This window comes from Luteibacter sp. TLI7-4A, from assembly GCF_056754745.1.
Genome location: NZ_JBPGWO010000001.1, coordinates 1,507,390 through 1,524,970, shown reverse-complemented (window position 1 = coordinate 1,524,970; position 17,581 = coordinate 1,507,390). Strand labels below are relative to the sequence as shown.

The following is a 17,581-nucleotide window of genomic DNA, read 5'->3' as shown; positions in this document are numbered from 1 at the left end:
TTGCGATTCTTCAAGGATGAAACGGGGAAGGGGTCTTAGGACCCCTTTCTTTCTCGATGGGGGCGTGCAGGAATTCGACGTTCGCCAGCGCTATGCCTCCATAGCAAGGCTCACCAATAAGGGGTAATACAATGTTCAAGTGCATTGCTATGGAAGGCGGCCGCACGAGGTTCGTGACGGCTTCGGTCATGTTGGTCCTTGGTTTTTCGGTCGCTAGTGCTGCCATGGGCACGGATGTGTTCGGTGGTGGAGCGACGCTACCGGCGGGGGCATACGTTGGCTTCAATTTCCTCAGCCCCGCTCACAAGCAGTCGGCCAATACCGCGTTTCCGACCTCGGACATCGCCGCTGTCAGCAGCACCTCCCTATTTGGCGCCTGGACTGCGCGCACTGGCAATAAGGTGTCGTACTGCCAGACCGGCAGCGGTAACGGCAAGAAGATCTTCGACAACTCCGACGGTACCAACCACCTCACGGCCATCGGTGCTTGCGACGGTACGACCATCGGCTTCGGTGCGCCTTCCAGCATCCTGGTGAATCCGCACTTCGCGAGTAGCGATGCTCCGATGTCCGCCACCGAATACAACTGGTTCGACGTCCCGGGTGGCAAGAGGACTCAGTATGGCGAGCCGGTGCAGTTCCCGGCGGTGGCTGGCTCGATCGCGGTGATCTATCGCAAGGACAACCTATTGACCCAGTTGAATCTCACGTCCCCGCAGGTGTGCGGCGTGTTCAACGGTGCGATCACGAAGTGGTCGGACTTAACAGGCAACGCGAGCGACACGACGACGATCAAGGTCGTATTTCGTTCCGACGGTAGCGGCTCCAGCTTCTCGCTGGCCAACCATATGGCTGCTGCCTGCGCGGGCATGAGCACCGCGTCCCAGCACTTCATCGTCGACCAGTCGTTCGCCACAGTGATCAGCCAGTACAAGTCGACTATTCCAGCCGGATGGTTAGGTGTGAATGGTGACCCGTCGGTCGTTGCCGCGGCCGAGAGTCTCGACGGCACGATCGGCTATGCGGCATCAGCCAATGTGAAGGCTGCCGCGTTCATCACGCCTCACGTCAAGTACGCCACGGTCGGCGGCAAGGATCCGTATGCCGACTTCCCGGCTTCACTAACCGTCCTGGTCAACTTTGATCGCGTTCTCAGCGGCGTGACCGCCACCACCGGTCGTCCGGTGACGGCTGCGCTCACCCCGTTCGGCCAGACCGGTTGCATGCTCTTGGTCGACCCGGCCGGCTACGCCAACATCACCTCACGCTATCCGATCATGGCCGTGTCGTACCTGATCGCCAACAACAAGGGAAACACCTCGATCGACGTCGACGCCGTACGTAGCCTCATCGGTTCAGCGTACGCCGATCACGCCACGGATGGTGTGACGACCATCGGCGCGGGAACGGGCTATGCATATCTGAGAGCAACCACTGGTCTAACTCAGGCCAAAGTCGACTCTTGCGTCAACATCTGATCACCCGCTGATAGCCGCTCATGGCTGAAACCATCGCGGCTTAATTTGTCTCGCAATCCATTACAGAGGTATCACACTCATGACGACCGGACGATCGACGATCAAGAACCGCCAGGCGACGAAGCGCTGGCTCGCCCCCGCTGCCCGCTGCGCCATTCCCTTGCTCATGGCGGGGATGGCATTGCCCGCGGCGGCGCATAACAAGAACGCCTACGTGGCGAACGAAATCGACAACACCGTTTCCGTGATCGATACGGTGACCAATACCGTGACCACCACGGTGCCGGTGGGTGCCAATCCGCTGGGCATCGCGGTCAGCCCCGATGGCTCCGGCGTGTATGTGGCCAACGCCCTGGACAACACCGTCTCGGTGATCGACGCGGCCACGAACGCCGTGACCGCCATGGTGTCGGTGCAGAACACGCCCGTGGCCGTGGCGGTCAGCCCCGATGGATCCGATGTGTACGTTGCCAATGCCAACGAGAACACTGTTTCCGTGATCGATACGGCGACCAACGCCGTCGTCGCCACGGTTCCGGTGGGTAGCGCACCTTTCAGCATCGCGGTCAGCCCCAACGGAGCCCGCGTGTATACGGGAAATACCGGCGACAACACCGTGTCGGTGATCAACTCGCGTACCAACGAAGTGATCGCGACGGTGCCGGTCGGAACCACGCCATCCGGCCTGGGCATCGGCCCCTTGGGCGCCCGTGTGTACGTCGCCAATGCCGGCTCGAACAACGTGTCCGTGATCGATGCGTTCACCAACAAGGTGACCGCCACGCTGACGGCTGGAAACGGCGCCGAGGCCGTCGCCACGAGCCCCATCGGGCTTCCGGTGTACGTCTCCAACTCGGTCGACAACACCGTTTCCGTCATCAACCCGCTCAACAAGAGCGTGATCGCGACGGTATCCGTTGAAAATACACCGCAGTCCATTGCGGTCAGCGACAGCACCGGTCGTGTCTATGTGGCCAATGCCGGATCGAATACCGTTTCGGTCATCAACCCGTACACCAACAAGGTGATCGCCACCGTGAATGTCGGTAGCGTTCCCGCCGCGGTGGCTACCCAGCCGCAGTGGTGAAGTAGCCAGTGAAAAAACGGCCATCCCGGATGGGATGGCCGTCATCGGTCCGAAACCTTCCGATCGCATGCTCGATGGGACTAAGGAGGGGACGCATGCGCGGTACGCGAAGCGAAGGTTTCAGCCTGCTTGAAACGTTGGCGGCTTTGGTCCTGCTGGCCTTGTGTTTCGGCGCGCTCATGCGCGCGACCGGTTCATCCGTCGCCCTGAACGCACGTGCGGCGGATTACACGCAAGCATCGCTCTGGGCGAACGGCCTGCTCGATCGTACGTTCGTGGCCGAGTTTCCCTCGGAGGGGGTGCACACGGGGCGATTCGACGATACCTATCGCTGGACGATGAAGGTGAGCACTCCGGCGGATACGGCAACCGTCGCCACCCTGGTTCCGATGCATCTTTACAGGATCGAGTTGACCGTCGAGTGGGACGTGGGCGGGAAAACCCTGTCCTCCCGCTTCGAGACCCTGCGTACCGTGTCCGAGAAGCCGCGCGTACCCAAGGTTTCCGTATATGCCTCGGGGGATTCGTGAAGAGCCAGGCGGGTTTCAGTCTCATGGAAACACTCGCGGCGCTCGCCCTGTTGGCGTTGCTGCTGCTGGGCGTGACCGCGGCGTTGCAGACGATGACGCAATCCACGCGTGCCGGCATGGCCGTGACCGAACGGCTCGACCAGATAAGGGCCGCGCAGATGCATGTGCGGCGGGCGTTGTCCACCGCCCTGGCGTATCCGTGGGCGTTGCGCGCCGATAAGCACCCCCTCGTGGTTCGTGGGACGGCCGGTGAGGTCACCTTCGTCGCGCCGGGACCCGGCTATCTGTCGAAGAGCGGTCTTCAGCTCCAGCGCCTGGCGTTGGTCGGACGCGACGGCGACTTGCGGTTGCAGGCCGAGTTCGCACCGCTGGCGTCGCGCGATGCCGCACAGGTCGTCCCGTCGCAGCCGGAGGTCCTGGTCGATCATGTGTCGTCCGGGCGCTTCGTCTATAGCGGCGTCGATGACGAGGGCAATCCGGTGTCATGGCAGGACACATGGCCGTACGGCGATCGCCTGCCTTCCATGATCGGCCTCGAACTGACGTTGGCCGGCGGGATGAAGTGGCCGACGATCGCTGTCCCCTTGCGGATGGACCCCGCCGCGATCGATGCACGCGAAGCCATGGCGCGATTGACGTCGGCGGACGGAAAGCGATGAAGGCCTTTTCCTGGAACATGAAGCAACGCGGCGTGGCCTTGCTGGTGGTCCTTTGGGGCTGCACGTTGGCGGCGATCACCCTTGGCGCACTCGCGACGAGTGCCCGCGTGGAGAGCACGCAGGCGCGTGGACAGTCGCTGCGGCTGGAGGCGTTCTATGCGGCGGAGGCGGGCATCGAACGCGCCGTGGTCATGTTGAATGCGCGGGAAGACACGCAGCGCTGGATCGCGGACGGTCGGGCTTATGGCTTTCGGTTGGGTCGTGCCGACGTGCGACTGGATATCAGCGACGAGGATGGCAAGGTCAACCTCAACACGGCGCCGCCTGAACTCATCGGACGGCTACTGTCGGCTTCGGGCGTGGATCCCTCGCTGGTACCGCGGTATCAAGCGGCCATCGCCAGTTGGGGAACGCGGGGTCACATGCAAGCGTCGTTGTTGCTGGCGAAAGGCGGATTCAGCAGCATCGACGAACTCTACCGGGTGCCTGGGATCAGCGCCGATGCCGTCGAGAGGATCGTTCCGTTCCTGACGTTGTGGACTCCCGATCCACCGAATCTCGCCCACGCCGCCCCGGCGGTCGTGGCCGCGGTTACCGGCGCCGGGCCGGAGGCCGCAAGATCTTACGTCGATCAGGTAAGAGCGTTACCGCCGGGCGCTTCCGCGCTGCCGATGCTTCCCGGGACGGGATCGGGCAACGCGGCGAAGGGTTTCAGCGGGATCGTCAGTATCACGTCGCGGGCGCAACTGGCCGAAGGGCCGGCGCTGACCCTCGATGTCACCCTCATCATGCATAGCGAACCCGGGAATCCGCGGCCTTATCGCATCGTGCGCTGGGCGGAACGTTCGTCCGAAAAGAACCTGTAGGCGATTCCTACGGCATACTCCTGCCACGTCACGGCACGGCAACACGCACCCGCCACTCTCGCAGGCCTCGATAACCATGATGGTTCTTGCATGACACGCTTTCTTACGATCGGCGTCGCCGCATGGGTGGTCGTGCTGGCAGGATGCTCGACGCTGCCGCAACCGCGCGACGACGGATCGCTCCAGCGCGAAGCGCTGGCCGGCACGGAGAAGCCGGTGCCCAAGCCGTTGACGATAGGCACGACGAATCCGCAAGTCCCTGCGGTCACGCAGCCCGACGTCACCACGGGCACGGGTGAATTCGTCAAGGCGGTGGGCTTGCCCAAGCCGAGGCCGGTGGCGGCGGGCGCGGGCACGGTGACCTTCAATTTCGAGAACCAGCCCGTGGAGTCGGTGGTGAAGGCCATCGTGGGCGACCTCCTGCACGAGAACTATTCGATCGTTCCGGGTGTGCAAGGCAACATTTCTTTCTCGACCTCGCAGCCGGTCACCACCGACCAGGCGCTTCCCATCCTGGAGACGTTGCTGTCGTGGACCGGGAACGCATTGGTGCGGAACGGCGACCGCTACGTGGTCATGCCGTCGAAGGACGCGGTGGCGGGCAACCTCGTGCCGAGCATGGGTGCGACGGCACCGCCGGGTGGCCTGCAGGCGCGCCTGTTTCCCCTGCGCTTCATCTCGGCGACCGAGATGCAGAAACTGATCAAGCCCTTCGCGCGGCCCGATGCCACCTTGCTGGCCGACCCCACGCGCAACGTGTTGGTGATGGCCGGCACGCCGACCGAACTGGAGAACTACCAGCGCACGGTGCAGACCTTCGACGTCGACTGGTTGCGCGGCATGTCGGTGGGCGTGTTCGCCTTGCAGCGTGCCCAGGTGAAGGAACTGACGCCGCAGCTCGACAGCCTCTTCGGTGAAAAGGGCAACACGCCCATGGCGGGCCTGCTGCGCTTCATTCCCATCGAGCGGACGAATTCCCTCGTGGTGATCAGCCCGCAACCGCGTTACCTCGACGAAGTGAAGACGTGGATCGAGCGCATCGATCGCGGCGGCGGCAACGAGCCACAGCTCTATGTCTACGACGTGCGTAACGTGCAGGCGGCGGACATGGCCGACTACCTGTCCGATATCTATGGCGGCGGCTCTGGTGGAGGAAAGTCGAGCGATCGCGGCGGCAAGGTCGGGCCGGGGCTCAGTTCCGGCACCCTCGGCGGCGATAGCGACCTCGGCAATCGTGGTGGCTCGGGCCTAGGCAGCACGACGGGCGCGTTCGGCAATGCGGGCGCTTCGTCGTCATCGGGCACGTCATCGGGCTTGTCGACCTCGACCGGTTTCAGCGCTTCCACCGGCGGAACCGCCGGCACGGCAACCGGCGGCGGCCTCGGTGGTGGAGACTCCACCGAGGCCAGCGACAATGGCGGCGGCCGCCATGCGTCGACGACCACGGACGAAGGCGTGCGCATCACCTCGGTGGATGCGAACAACCAGGTGATGGTGCGCTGCCGGCCGTCGCAGTGGACGGAGATCGAACAGGCGATCAAGCGGCTGGACAGCGTCCCTTTGCAGGTGCAGATCGAGACGCGCATCCTCGAGGTAACGCTGACGGGCAGCTTCCAGTTCGGCGTGCAGTGGTACCTGGAAGGCCTGGTCGGCGGCACCAACGGCTCGGTGGGGCAGCCGGGCAACAAGCAGCAGTGGGCGTTGGGCAATGGTGGCAACGTCTACAACCCGAGTACCGACAGCTTCTTCTACTCCTTCGTCAACAACAACCTCGCCGTCGCGCTGCGTGCGATGGAGACCAGCGGCAACACCAAGATCCTCTCCGCGCCGTCATTGGTGGTGCTGAACAACCAGAAGGCGCACATCCAGGTCGGCGACCAGATTCCGATCACGCAGACCTTCGTCAACACCAACGCCAACACGGACAACACGATCGGCCAGGTGGAGTACAAGGACACCGGCGTGATCCTCAACGTGCGCCCGCGCGTGAATCCCGGTGGGCTGGTGTACCTCAACGTGAGCCAGGTGGTCAGCGCGGCGGGCGCGAAAGATACGACCACGGGCAACTTCCCGATCCAGCAGCGCGAGGTCGCCACCCAGGTGGCGGTGCAGAGCGGCCAGACGGTGCTGCTCGGCGGCCTGATCAAGGAAGACGACAGCACCACGGACACGGGCATCCCCGGGCTGAACCGTATCCCCGTTTTCGGTCGCTTGTTCGGTTCCACCAACCGCGGGCGCAACCGCACGGAGTTGATCGTGCTGATCACGCCCAGGGTGATCAGCAACGGCGAGGAAGCCAAGCAGGTGACGGACGAGTACCAGCGGAAGTTCGAATCGCTGCGGCCATTGAACGGGGCGCCCTAGAAGCGCCGCCGATCACTCGGCGGGGTAGGCACCGGCGGGCATCGGCCAGGTCCGGCGCAGGTCGGGCATGCCCGGCATCGTCGTGGGTTGCGGCAAGGGTAGGGGCATGCGCGTTCCGACGCCGCCGCCAGTGGCGTCGCCGACGATGGCGATCACGCAGCCACCGCTTTCCTGCGAGGTTCCGAACGACAGGCGGCCCCATGGCATCTGCATCACCAGGTAGCGGTTGGGCAACATGGAAGGCGCGTTGGGCAGGTGGGTGTCGGAAGCTGGTGCGTGGAACCTGTCGTCCACCTCGCCGCGCTGGAAGCAGGGCCGTTGTTCCAGCTGGATCGAAGTGAAGCGCACCATGGGGACGTCGCCGCCCTCGTCGAAGCCACGGGCTTCGAACGCGCTGACGCGATACCCGTCGCGGGTGACGAAGGGCATGCTGCGGACAATCTGCGGCGGAGCGTCGGCCGTCGGGTGCAGGCCGCCCGGGACCTTGCTCGATAACGAGTCCATCGCGTTGGGCAGGGTGCCCATCGTCGCGTTGATGATCTCCACCAGCGTCTTGTCGCTGCGCGGCACGCTCGCCGGCTCGCCGCTGGCGGGGCAGGCCAGCGTCAGGGCGAGCAGGGTGGCCAGGGAGCGGAAGGGGCGCATGGGGTCCGGAGCAGGGTGATCGGGGGCGCTAGTGTGCACGAGTTGGCGGCTTCCTACTCCGTAGACGTGGCGGCAGGCTTGCATGCGTCACGATCGCCCGAATATCGGTCACAACGTGCCAGCTGGTTCCCCCGATGACAGACCTCCGCTTCGACAACGCCTTCGTCCGCGAGTTGCCGGCCGATCCCGACACGTCGAACCGGCCCAGGCAGGTGGCCGGGGCCGCGTTCTCCTGGGTCGACCCGACGCCCGTGCCGGCGCCGCGGACGGTGGCGGTCGCGGGCGAGGTCGCCGGCATGCTGGGCATCCCGTCCGGGGCGCCCGGTTTTGCCGACGTCTTCTCGGGGAACGCCCGCTGGCCCGGCATGACCGGCTATGCGATGGCCTATGGCGGACACCAGTTCGGCCACTGGGCCGGGCAACTCGGCGATGGCCGGGCGATCGGCCTCGGCGAGGTGCTGACGGAGCGGCACGGGCGTCAGGAGTTGCAACTGAAGGGTGCCGGCCGGACGCCGTACTCGCGTGGCGCCGACGGACGCGCGGTGCTGCGATCCTCCATCCGCGAGTTCCTCTGCAGCGAGGCGATGCACCACCTGGGCGTGCCGACCACGCGGGCGCTGTCGCTCGTGGCGACAGGCGAGGCCGTGGTGCGCGATGTGATGTACGACGGCCACCCGGCACCGGAGCCGGGCGCGATCGTCTGCCGCGTGGCCCCTTCGTTCCTGCGCTTCGGCTCGTATGAACTGCCGTCCTCGCGCGGCGATATCGGCCTGCTGCGCCAGTTGACCGACTTCACCCTCGCCACGCATTACCCCGAGTTCGCCGGTCTTCCCGGCGAACAGGGCTACGCCGCCTTTTTCATGGAAGTGTGCGAGCGCACCGCGAGGCTCATGGCGCACTGGATGCGCGTGGGCTTCGTGCACGGCGTGATGAACACCGACAACATGTCGATCCTCGGTCTCACCATCGATTATGGCCCGTACGGCTGGGTCGACCATTTCGATCCGGACTGGACGCCGAACACCACCGATCGCGCGCACCGTCGCTATCGCTTCGGCCAGCAGCCCCAGGTGGCCTACTGGAACCTGCAACGGCTCGCCCAGGCCTTGTCGCCGCTGTTCGAGGGCGTGGAAGCGTTGCAGGCGGGGCTGGACCGTTACGTGGAAACCTTCGAAGCCACCGACGCCGCCTTCTCGGCCGCGAAGCTGGGCCTCGCCGGCGCGCGCGAAGGCGACGAGGCATTGGTGGCCGACCTGCGCGGCTTGTTGCTGGCCGGGGAGATGGACATGACGATCTTCTATCGCGACCTCGCGGCGCTGGATCTCGCCGCCCCACGGGTGGGAAGCGTCGGGGCGTCGTTCTACGACGAGGCGAAGCGGGCCGCGATCGATGGCCCCTTGCAGGCATGGTTGCAGCGCTACGCGGCCCGCGTACGCGAGGAGGGGTCGCCCGACACGGAGCGGCTGGCCCTGATGCACGCGAGCAATCCGCGCTACGTGCTGCGCAATTACCTCGCCCAACAGGCGATCGACCGCGCGGAGCAGGGCGACGACGACGGCATCCTCGAATTGCTCGATACGCTGCGCCGGCCCTATGACGAGCAGCCGGGCAGGGAACACCTTGCCGGGCGCCGGCCGGATTGGGCGCGTGAACGCGTGGGCTGTTCGATGCTCTCCTGCAGCAGCTGAGCGGCCCCTGGGCTAGAATCGCCGGTTCCTTCACGTCGTCGAGGTCCATCGCGTTGTCCGCCGGTTCCGCTTCCGACGCCGCCCTCGATGCCCTGTTCGTGCCCTTCGCGACGGGCGTGTTGGCCTTTCCGGCCGATGGCAGGCTGTTGATGTTGCGCGCGCGCGATGGCTTCGCCCTGCGCGAACGCAGGCGCCCGGGCTGGATCTTGCAGCAATCGTTCAAGCCGGCCGCCGACGCCCTGGCACGGTCGGGTTTCGACGTGTCGCCCGAGGTTCCCGAGGGAAGTTTCGGCGTGGTGATGGTGCTGCCGACCCGCCAGCGCGAGGAATCGCGGGCCTTGTTCGCACAGGCGATGTCGCTGGCTGGCTCCGGCGGCGTCGTCGTCGCCAGCGTGCCGAACGCGGAAGGCGCCAGGACCGCCCAGGCGGATCTCGCCCTGTTGGCCGGTGGCGTGGGCGAGTTGTCCAAGCACAAGTGCCGCGTGTTCTGGACACGTCCGGGTGCCGTCGCCGATCCGGCACTGCTTGCCGGCTGGCTCGCACTTGACGCGCCGCAGCCGATTGAAAGCGGGCGTTTCGTGAGTCGTCGCGGCCTGTTCGCCTGGGATCGCATCGACACCGCGTCGGCCTTGCTGGCGAGCGTCCTGCCGTCCGACCTCTCCGGCCGCGTGGCCGACCTCGGCGCTGGCTTCGGTTATCTCGCTTGCGAGGTCGTCGAGCGCTGCGCGGCGGTCTCGGCCGTGGACCTCTACGAGGCCGAGGCACGCGCGTTGGAGCCCGCCCGGCGCAATCTCGCCGATGCCATCGCCCGCGCCGGCCGCATCGTCGCCGGCAACGTGCGCTGGCACGATGTCACCCACGGTATCGACGCCGGGTACGACGCCATCGTGTCCAACCCCCCATTCCACCAGGGGCGCGCCGACGACCCGCAACTGGGTCGCGCCTTCATCGCCGCCGCCGCGAAAGGCCTCGTGGCGCACGGTCGCTTCTGGATGGTCGCCAATCGGCACCTGGCCTACGAGGCGGCGCTCGACGCCAGCTTCGCCAGTGTGCGCACCGTCGTCGAACGCGACGGCTTCAAGGTCATCGAAGCAAAGGACCCCCGCCGATGAAACTCGTACGCCTCCTGGCGAATCTCGGCTATGGCAGCCGCAAACAGGTCGCGGCCATGTTCCGCGAGGGGCTGGTCACGGATGCGGCGGGCGAGGTGCTGTATGCGGACGACAAGGTCGAGCATGCCGAGGTGCGCTTCGAGGGAGAGCCACTGGATCCACCGCAGGGGATGTTGCTGATGCTCAACAAGCCCGTCGGCTACACCTGTTCGCGCAAGGACGTGGGCAGGCTGGTCTACGACCTCCTGCCGCCGCGTTTCGCCTTGCGCAATCCGGTGCTGTCGACCGTGGGCCGGCTGGATCGGGATACGTCGGGGCTGCTGCTGTTCACCGACGACGGACAGCTCCTGCACCGGATCATCTCGCCGAAGGCCGCGGTGGCGAAGGTATACGAGGCGACGCTGGCCGAGGACCTGCGTGGCGACGAGGCCGCGATCTTCGCCGCCGGCACCCTGATGCTTGAGGGCGAGACCGAACCGCTGGAGCCCGCGGCGCTGGAGGTGCTCGGCCCGCGCCATGCCCGGCTCACGTTGACCGAGGGGCGTTATCACCAGGCGCGCCGCATGTTCGCGGCCGTGGGCAACCACGTGGCGACGCTGGAGCGCATCGCGCTCGGCGGCCTGTCGCTGGACGACCTGCCTTCCGGCCAATGGCGCCTGCTGACAGCGGAAGACACGGCCAGGATCTTCGGCTGAGGCCGTATCGGCTTCGGCGGGTTCGTTATGGACGCTCCCTGCACATCGGGTGCAGTATCCCCGGGTTACCTCGCTCCCATAGGAATACGAAGATGAAACGAATCGTCATCGCCGCGGCCGGGTTGTGTGTGTGCGTCGCCGCCCAGGCCGCCGACAAGAGCATCGTGGTGCCCATGACTCTCGTCACCGCCGACGGCACGGGCGCCTCGGTCGGCAGGGTCATGATCACCGAAGGTGCCGGTGGCCTGGTCTTCACTCCCGATCTCAAGGGCTTGCCGCCGGGTGAGCACGGCTTCCACCTGCACGAGAAACCCAGCTGCGATCCGGGCGAGAAGGATGGCAAGAAGGGCGCCGCGCTGGCGGCCGGCGGCCATTACGATCCCGGACACACCGGCAAGCACGAGGGGCCGGAATCCTCCATGGGCCACGAGGGCGACCTGCCCAAGATCACCGTGGGCGCCGATGGCACCGACACCACGGCCGTGACCGCGCCGCGCCTGACGAAGCTCGCGACGCTGAAGGGCCATGCCTTGATGATCCACGCCGGCGGCGACAATTATTCCGATCAGCCCGCACCCCTGGGTGGTGGTGGCGCACGCATCGCCTGCGGCGTCGTCCAGTAAGGAAACCATGTCCCAAGGCGGTCTCTTCGCCCCCGAACCGCTCGTGATCGTCGATGACGAGCACGGGCGGTTCGCGTATGAGCCCGGCGTGATTCCACCCGGGCGTGCCGCCGACTGGTTCGCGAGCCTGCTGGCGGACATCCCCTGGGAAGCGCAGAGGCGTGCGATGTACGGCCGCGCCGTGGACGTGCCGCGGCTGCTCCAGCATTACGCTTTGGACGACCCTGCCTTGCCACCCGTCGTCGTTGAGGCGGCGCGCGAGGTGATCGCGCTCACGGGCGTACGTTTCACCTCGGTGGGCCTGAACCTTTACCGCGACGGCCGCGACAGCGTGGCGCCGCACAACGATCACATCGAGGAACTGGCGGAGGGCGAGCCCATCGCCTTGCTTTCCCTGGGCGCCACGCGGCGCATGACCTTGCGCGAACGCGACGCACCCCGGCGCAGCTTCGACATCGACATGGAACCGGGCAGCGTGCTCACGATGAGCTACGCCACGCAATTCCACTACGACCACGGCATCCCGAAGATGCGCGGCAAGGTAGGACCGCGGATCAGCCTGGCTTTTCGCGTCCGGCCAGAGGGTAAGGCGGCTAGCAGGCGATATGGGTCGCGGAAGAAGATTTCTTAGTTGTTCACTCGGCTCGGCTTTGCGGTTGGGGGCGGGGCAGAGCCGTCGGCCGTCACCCTCGTCGCTCCGGTTGCACCGTCGCTCGGGAAAGGATGCCTGTGGGAGCCGACCCTGTCGGCGATGGGTGCTTGCCTCAATCTGGCCCGCTGCCGCGGGATCGCCGACAAGGTCGGCTCCCACAACGGGGGTTCCGGGTGAAACACCCACCCGGGTGCGGCGAGCGACACGCGGTGAGCGTCGCTCTTTCCCACCAGCCCACCGCAGGGTCGAGGGCCCGACAGCTCCCCGCCACACCACACAACGAATGCGAGGGCGAAGCCGAGCCCACCCACAGCAGGCTCAAAAGAGATCGATGCTGCCCAATGACACCGGCGTAGCCAGTTCGCCCCGGCGGGTGAGCGACTCGTAGCCGTGCACGCTGTCGCGGCCGTTCTGCTTGGCGAAGTACAACGCCTTGTCCGCGCGGTCGAGCACGATCTCGGGGTAATCGTTCTCGGTGATGCGCGCATAGCCGATGCTGACGGAGACGTGGCCCACCTGCGGGAACGCATGGTCGGTCACGAACTGGCGGAACCGGTCGAGGACGAGGTGGACGGCTGTTTCGTCCTGAGCCGCGAGCAGGATCACGAATTCCTCGCCGCCGAAGCGGAACAGCACGTCGCTCTGGCGGAAGCTCGCGCGCATGTGCTGGGCCAGCATGAGGATGACCTCGTCGCCGTAGACATGGCCGTAGGTGTCGTTGATCCGCTTGAAATGGTCGATATCGAGGATCGCCAGGTAAAGCCGGGAGGGTTCCTCGACCGGCTGGCGCTTGTCCTCGCCGTCCTGCACCGCGCCGCGCGCTTTCTGGCGTTGAAGGGTGAGCAGGCGCTGCAGGCGTTGCTCGAAGCTGCGCCGGTTGTACAGGCCGGTGAGCTTGTCGCGCTCGCTCTCGTTGAGCAGGGCGATGTAGTTGCAGTAGATGCGCGCGAAGCCTTCGACCATCGCGCGAACGTCGTCGAGGGAATCCGGGGCCTCGAGCATCAGTGCGCCGATGGCGGTGTGCTCGCGCTGGATGGGGATGACCAGCCGGCTGTTGCCGTCGTCGGTGATGTCGCTGATCGCCTCGAGCGTCTCCATGGCGCAGACGAGGGTGTCGACGGGATCACCCTCCCGCGCAGGATCGAGCGCCTCGATCATGAAGCCGCCATCGGGCTTGCGCGAACACACGACGATCGAATCCACGGGATGCTGCGGGTTTTCGCCCCGCTTGCACAGGGTGACGCTGTTGACGGCGATGAGTTCGGCCAGCGACAGCACCATGCTGTGGTCCAGCGCGTCGATGTCGCGGTGGTGCGTGAACTCGGCCACCGAAGCGAGCAGGCGCGATTCGGGCAGGACGCCAGCAGGGCTGTGCCACGGCGCTTTCATGCGCATGGCTTCCGCGCGAACGCATCGTCGCGACGTGGATAATGGACTTGCACCGGCACTCCCTCCCCCGAGTGGGGCACGCCAGGCGGCCCCGTGTGTGCGTCGAACCGGACTTCCTGCCGGTGACTCCCTGGAGGGGTTAGCGGCTGGAAAGCCGCCGACTTTAGGGCAAAACGCGAACGGATGTCGAAAATCGTGACGCAGTCATCGATTTGGTGTCTTCACAAACATGAACCGTTGCGCTAGTCAGTCGCCTTCCAGCCACCCGCGCCATTTGAAGAACAGCACAGGCAAGAGGATGCTGACCACGATCGCTCCCAGGGCCATGGGATAGCCGAAGGTCCAGTCCAGTTCGGGCATCTTCTTGAAGTTCATGCCCCACACGCCGACGAGGATCACCGGAGGAATGGTGGCCACCGAGGTGACGGTGAGCACTTTCATCACGTGGTTCTGGTCGGTGCTGATGAAGCCGAGGCTGGCGTCGAGCAGGAACTGCAGCTTGTTGGTGACCTGGTCGTCGAACTCGTCGAGCGTGCGCAGGTCGTGCTCCACGACGCGCAGGCGAACCTCGACGTCGTCGGACATCCACTCGGGCTTCTTCGCGCGCAAGAACGATACGATCCGCTGCACGCCCAGCATCGAGGAGCGATTGCGCGCCTGCTCGCCTTCGAGGCGACCGACCTCCAGCATGCAGTTGCGCAGTGCCGGCGTGCCGATCCGCTCGGGCGTGAATATCCGGTCGGAGAGTTGCTTCAGGTCGGCGGACACGTCTTCCATGCGCTTGGCCGCCAGGTTGACGATCGCCTCGATCAACGTCGCGAGCACATCGGCGCTGGATTCCCAGCGGTGCTCCTGGCAGCTTTCGCTGGCCAGCTCGAACGCGGGCGACTCCTCGAAACGCAAGGTCATCAAGACATGGCCGGTGATCACGATGCCTACCGGGCCGGGATGATGATTGTCCGGCGAGTCGGCGAAATACGGGATCGACAGGTACATCGCGCCGTCGTCGGTGCGGATGCGGCTCGATAGCGCCAGGCTCACCACGTCGTTACGTTGTGGGATGCGCAGGCCGGTGATCTCGCTGGCGCAACGCCGTTCGTCTTCACTTGGATCGAGCAGATCCACCCAGATGGGGGCATTGGGTTTGGCCATGCCCGCGGTCCAGCGGACGGGGCCGGTGTACTTGCCATGTTCGTGGATGATCAGCACGTGCGCGGGTGTCCTTGGCTTGGGCTGGGAGGAGTCTACGCCGGTGATGACACGCATGGCCGAACACGCGCATGCTTGACGCCAGCGATGCCGGCTGCCGGACTAGGAGAGATACCGATGAGCGATACCGCCAAACCGCTGGAGATCATCCACGACAGCGCCAACCAGGTGTTTCTCGTCGTGGTCGATGGCCATACCTGCGAGCTCGAATACCGGCTCAGCGGCAAGACGATGACCATCACCCATACCGGCGTGCCGTCCCCCGTGGGTGGGCGTGGGATCGCCGCGCTGCTCACCCGCTTCGCCGTGCAGATAGCGGAGGCGAACGGCTGGAAGATCGTTCCCGCGTGCGGCTACGCGGCGACATGGTTCGAGCGGAATCCGGAATACGGGCATCTGTTGGCTTGAGGTGACCCGATCGCCGCTTAAGCGGCGACAGGCCTCGCGAGTTCGTTCAGCGGCGTGTTAGCTTTCGCGTTCCCACACAGCCAGGGTCACCCATGCGTACGAAGTGGATCGTCGCCGCCGTCGCGCTCGCCTGCGCCGGCCATGCCTTTGCCGACACCCCCGTGAAAACCGCGGACGATCCGCGCATCGCCGCGATCCTCGACGCCCTGGGCAAGGTGCGCACGATCGAATCGGTGGCCTTGTCGCCGGATGCGAAGCATCTCGCCTGGGCGGTGAAGACCAACGGCAAGCCGGTGCTCGAAGTGGCCGATGCCGACGGCCGCAACGCCCACCGCGTCACGGCGAGCAAGGGCTGCAGCGAGATCTCCGTCGCGTGGGCGGCGGATTCGCAACATCTTGCTTTCCTCTCCGATTGCGCGGGCAAGGCGCCGGGCGTGGAGGAGGGCAAGCAGAACGACATCTACGTGGTGGATATCGCCAGCAAGGCGCCGCCGCGGCGGATCACGCATCTCGCCGGCTACGTCGATGGCCTGGCATGGCGTCCCGACGGCAAGGCCCTGGCGTTCCTCTACGTGCCCAATGCCACCCGCCGCGCCAGCGCCACCGCGGCCGCCAAGCCGCAGCTGGGCGAGGTGGGCGTCGAAGGCATCGAGGTACAGCAGGTAGCCAGCGTCGGCGTCGACGGTGGCACTATCCGCACGCTGACCCCGGCGGGCCTCCACGTCTACGAATTCGCATTTTCGGCAGACAGCGGCCGGATCGCCTACGTGGCGGCGCAGCCGCCCGGCGACAACAACTGGTGGCTGGCGAAGCTCTATGCGCAGCCGGTCACGCCCGGCGCGCAGGCGGTCACCCTTGTCGATACGGCGGCGCTGTCCGGCCCGCTCAAGGACTTGCAGGTGGCCGTGCCGCGCTTCTCTCCGGACGGCTCCCGGGTCGCCTTCATCGGTGGCCTCATGAGCGACCAGGGTTCGACCGGCGGCGACATCTGGATGGTGCCGGCCGCGGGCGGCGCCGAGCCGGTCGATGTGACGCCCGGCGTGACGACCACGCCGGCGTGGCTGGCATGGACCGCGCCCGATCGCCTGCTGGTCGCCGAACATGCCGCCGGCGCGAGCCGGGTGTCGAGCTACGCGGTGCCCGCCAGTGGCCCCGCCACGGCGACCACCGTGTTCGAACTGCCGATGACGATCGGCGACGGGCGCCTGTCGATGTCGCTCTCGCTGGGTGCCGACGCGGGCAAGGCCGCCTTCATCGCCAGTTCGTTCGAGAAGGCCTTTGAAGTACATGTCGCCAACCTCGACGGGCAGTCGGTGCCGAAGGCGGTGACGACGTTCAACGCCGCGTTGAAACCTTCCTGGGGAAAGGCTGAATCGATCGCCTGGAAGAATGAAGGCCATGACGTGCAGGGCTGGTTGCTGTATCCGGCCAACTACGATCCGAAGAAGCGCTACGGCATGATCGTCTCGATCCACGGTGGCCCTGCGGCCGCGGTGACGCCGCGCTGGCCGGGCGTGGGTTACGGCGGGGCGCCGCTCTCGGCGTTGGGCTACTTCGTGTTCATGCCCAACCCTCGCGGCAGCTATGGGCAGGGCGAGGCGTTCGTGCAGGCCAACCGCAAGGATTTCGGCTATGGCGACCTGCGCGACGTGCTGGCCGGTGTCGACGCGATCGAGAAGAGCCATCCGGTGGACGACCGGCGGCTGGGCCTCACCGGCTGGAGCTACGGCGGCTTCATGACGATGTTCGGCGTGACCCAGACTCAGCGCTTCCGCGCCGCGGTCGCCGGCGCAGGCATCTCCAACTGGCAGAGCTATTACGGCCAGAACCTGATCGACCAGTGGATGAAGCCTTTCTTCGGCGCTTCGGTCTATGACGATCCGGGCGTGTACGCGAAGAGTTCCGCGATCAATTTCATCAAGCAGGTGAAGACGCCGACCCTCGTGGTGGTGGGCGAGCGCGACGCGGAAACGCCGGCGCCGCAGTCGTTCGAGTTCTGGCATGCGTTGCGTGCCCAGGGCGTGCCGACTTCGTTGGTGGTCTATCCGGGCGAAGGTCACGGCTTTGCCCATGACGCGAGCCGTCGCGACGTGCTCGCCCGTGCCCTGGCCTGGTTCGACCGCTACCTCTCGGCGGGAGGCAAGTAGACGCCAGGGGCCGGGGGGCGCGCGAGTGT

16 protein-coding genes are annotated in these 17,581 nt (G+C 66.0%); 13 read left to right on the top strand and 3 right to left on the bottom strand.

Going from position 1 to position 17,581, the window contains the following annotated elements; translation table 11 throughout:
- Positions 1-131 precede the first annotated feature (131 nt).
- From ACR9Y6_RS06675 to gspD, 6 genes are all read left to right on the top strand, one after another.
- A complete protein-coding gene (locus ACR9Y6_RS06675; protein WP_481280599.1) occupies positions 132-1,478 on the top strand; it encodes a PstS family phosphate ABC transporter substrate-binding protein in 1,347 nt (448 codons plus the stop codon).
- A 79-nt stretch (positions 1,479-1,557) separates the two neighbouring features.
- Positions 1,558-2,565, top strand: coding sequence for a YVTN family beta-propeller repeat protein (locus ACR9Y6_RS06670; RefSeq protein WP_481280598.1), 1,008 nt, complete (start codon positions 1,558-1,560; stop codon positions 2,563-2,565).
- Positions 2,566-2,660: 95 nt separating this feature from the next.
- On the top strand, positions 2,661-3,095 hold the full coding sequence (locus ACR9Y6_RS06665) for a prepilin-type cleavage/methylation domain-containing protein (RefSeq protein WP_481280597.1): 435 nt from the start codon (positions 2,661-2,663) through the stop codon (positions 3,093-3,095).
- On the top strand, positions 2,987-3,754 hold the full coding sequence (locus ACR9Y6_RS06660; protein WP_481280596.1) for a prepilin-type N-terminal cleavage/methylation domain-containing protein: 768 nt from the start codon (positions 2,987-2,989) through the stop codon (positions 3,752-3,754). The genes ACR9Y6_RS06665 and ACR9Y6_RS06660 overlap by 109 nt, the downstream gene beginning before the upstream one ends.
- Positions 3,751-4,620, top strand: coding sequence for a type II secretion system minor pseudopilin (locus ACR9Y6_RS06655; RefSeq protein ID WP_481280595.1), 870 nt, complete (start codon positions 3,751-3,753; stop codon positions 4,618-4,620). Before ACR9Y6_RS06660 ends, ACR9Y6_RS06655 begins: the two co-directional genes overlap by 4 nt.
- Positions 4,621-4,710: 90 nt before the next feature.
- Positions 4,711-6,984 (top strand): type II secretion system secretin GspD, encoded by a 2,274-nt coding sequence (gene gspD / locus ACR9Y6_RS06650; RefSeq protein WP_481280594.1) that lies wholly within the window; start codon positions 4,711-4,713, stop codon positions 6,982-6,984.
- 12 nt (positions 6,985-6,996) lie between these two features.
- Here gspD and ACR9Y6_RS06645 read toward each other — a convergent pair whose 3' ends face one another.
- Positions 6,997-7,629 carry a hypothetical protein gene (locus tag ACR9Y6_RS06645; RefSeq protein ID WP_481280593.1) on the bottom strand — a complete coding sequence of 211 codons (633 nt, stop codon included), beginning with the start codon at positions 7,627-7,629 and terminating at the stop codon, positions 6,997-6,999.
- Between the two features lie 134 nt (positions 7,630-7,763).
- Between ACR9Y6_RS06645 and ACR9Y6_RS06640 the strand changes: the two genes are divergently transcribed.
- The 5 genes from ACR9Y6_RS06640 to ACR9Y6_RS06620 all read left to right on the top strand — a co-directional run bounded on the left by ACR9Y6_RS06640 (position 7,764) and on the right by ACR9Y6_RS06620 (position 12,378).
- A complete protein-coding gene (locus ACR9Y6_RS06640) occupies positions 7,764-9,317 on the top strand; it encodes a protein adenylyltransferase SelO (RefSeq protein ID WP_481280592.1) in 1,554 nt (517 codons plus the stop codon).
- Positions 9,318-9,370: 53 nt separating this feature from the next.
- Positions 9,371-10,429, top strand: a complete 1,059-nt coding sequence (locus ACR9Y6_RS06635; protein WP_481280591.1) for a class I SAM-dependent methyltransferase — start codon at positions 9,371-9,373, stop codon at positions 10,427-10,429.
- A complete protein-coding gene (locus tag ACR9Y6_RS06630; RefSeq protein WP_481280590.1) occupies positions 10,426-11,124 on the top strand; it encodes a pseudouridine synthase in 699 nt (232 codons plus the stop codon). Before ACR9Y6_RS06635 ends, ACR9Y6_RS06630 begins: the two co-directional genes overlap by 4 nt.
- Positions 11,125-11,216: 92 nt before the next feature.
- A complete protein-coding gene (sodC, locus tag ACR9Y6_RS06625; RefSeq protein WP_481280589.1) occupies positions 11,217-11,747 on the top strand; it encodes a superoxide dismutase [Cu-Zn] SodC in 531 nt (176 codons plus the stop codon).
- Positions 11,748-11,754: 7 nt separating this feature from the next.
- Positions 11,755-12,378, top strand: a complete 624-nt coding sequence (locus ACR9Y6_RS06620; RefSeq protein WP_481280588.1) for an alpha-ketoglutarate-dependent dioxygenase AlkB family protein — start codon at positions 11,755-11,757, stop codon at positions 12,376-12,378.
- 339 nt (positions 12,379-12,717) lie between these two features.
- Here ACR9Y6_RS06620 and ACR9Y6_RS06615 read toward each other — a convergent pair whose 3' ends face one another.
- Together ACR9Y6_RS06615 and ACR9Y6_RS06610 are read right to left on the bottom strand one after the other, a co-directional pair.
- Positions 12,718-13,788, bottom strand: coding sequence for a GGDEF domain-containing protein (locus ACR9Y6_RS06615; RefSeq protein ID WP_481280587.1), 1,071 nt, complete (start codon positions 13,786-13,788; stop codon positions 12,718-12,720).
- A 246-nt stretch (positions 13,789-14,034) separates the two neighbouring features.
- The gene (locus ACR9Y6_RS06610; RefSeq protein WP_481280586.1) at positions 14,035-14,997 is read right to left on the bottom strand and encodes a CorA family divalent cation transporter; all 963 of its coding nucleotides are present in this window, start codon (positions 14,995-14,997) and stop codon (positions 14,035-14,037) included.
- A 117-nt stretch (positions 14,998-15,114) separates the two neighbouring features.
- On the opposite strand from ACR9Y6_RS06610, the gene ACR9Y6_RS06605 reads away from it, so the two are divergent.
- Both ACR9Y6_RS06605 and ACR9Y6_RS06600 read left to right on the top strand, forming a co-directional pair.
- The gene (locus ACR9Y6_RS06605) at positions 15,115-15,405 is read left to right on the top strand and encodes a GNAT family N-acetyltransferase (RefSeq protein ID WP_481280585.1); all 291 of its coding nucleotides are present in this window, start codon (positions 15,115-15,117) and stop codon (positions 15,403-15,405) included.
- Positions 15,406-15,497: 92 nt separating this feature from the next.
- Positions 15,498-17,552: an alpha/beta hydrolase family protein gene (locus tag ACR9Y6_RS06600; RefSeq protein ID WP_481280584.1), complete on the top strand. Its 2,055-nt coding sequence runs from the start codon at positions 15,498-15,500 to the stop codon at positions 17,550-17,552.
- The last annotated feature ends 29 nt before the right edge of the window (positions 17,553-17,581 follow it).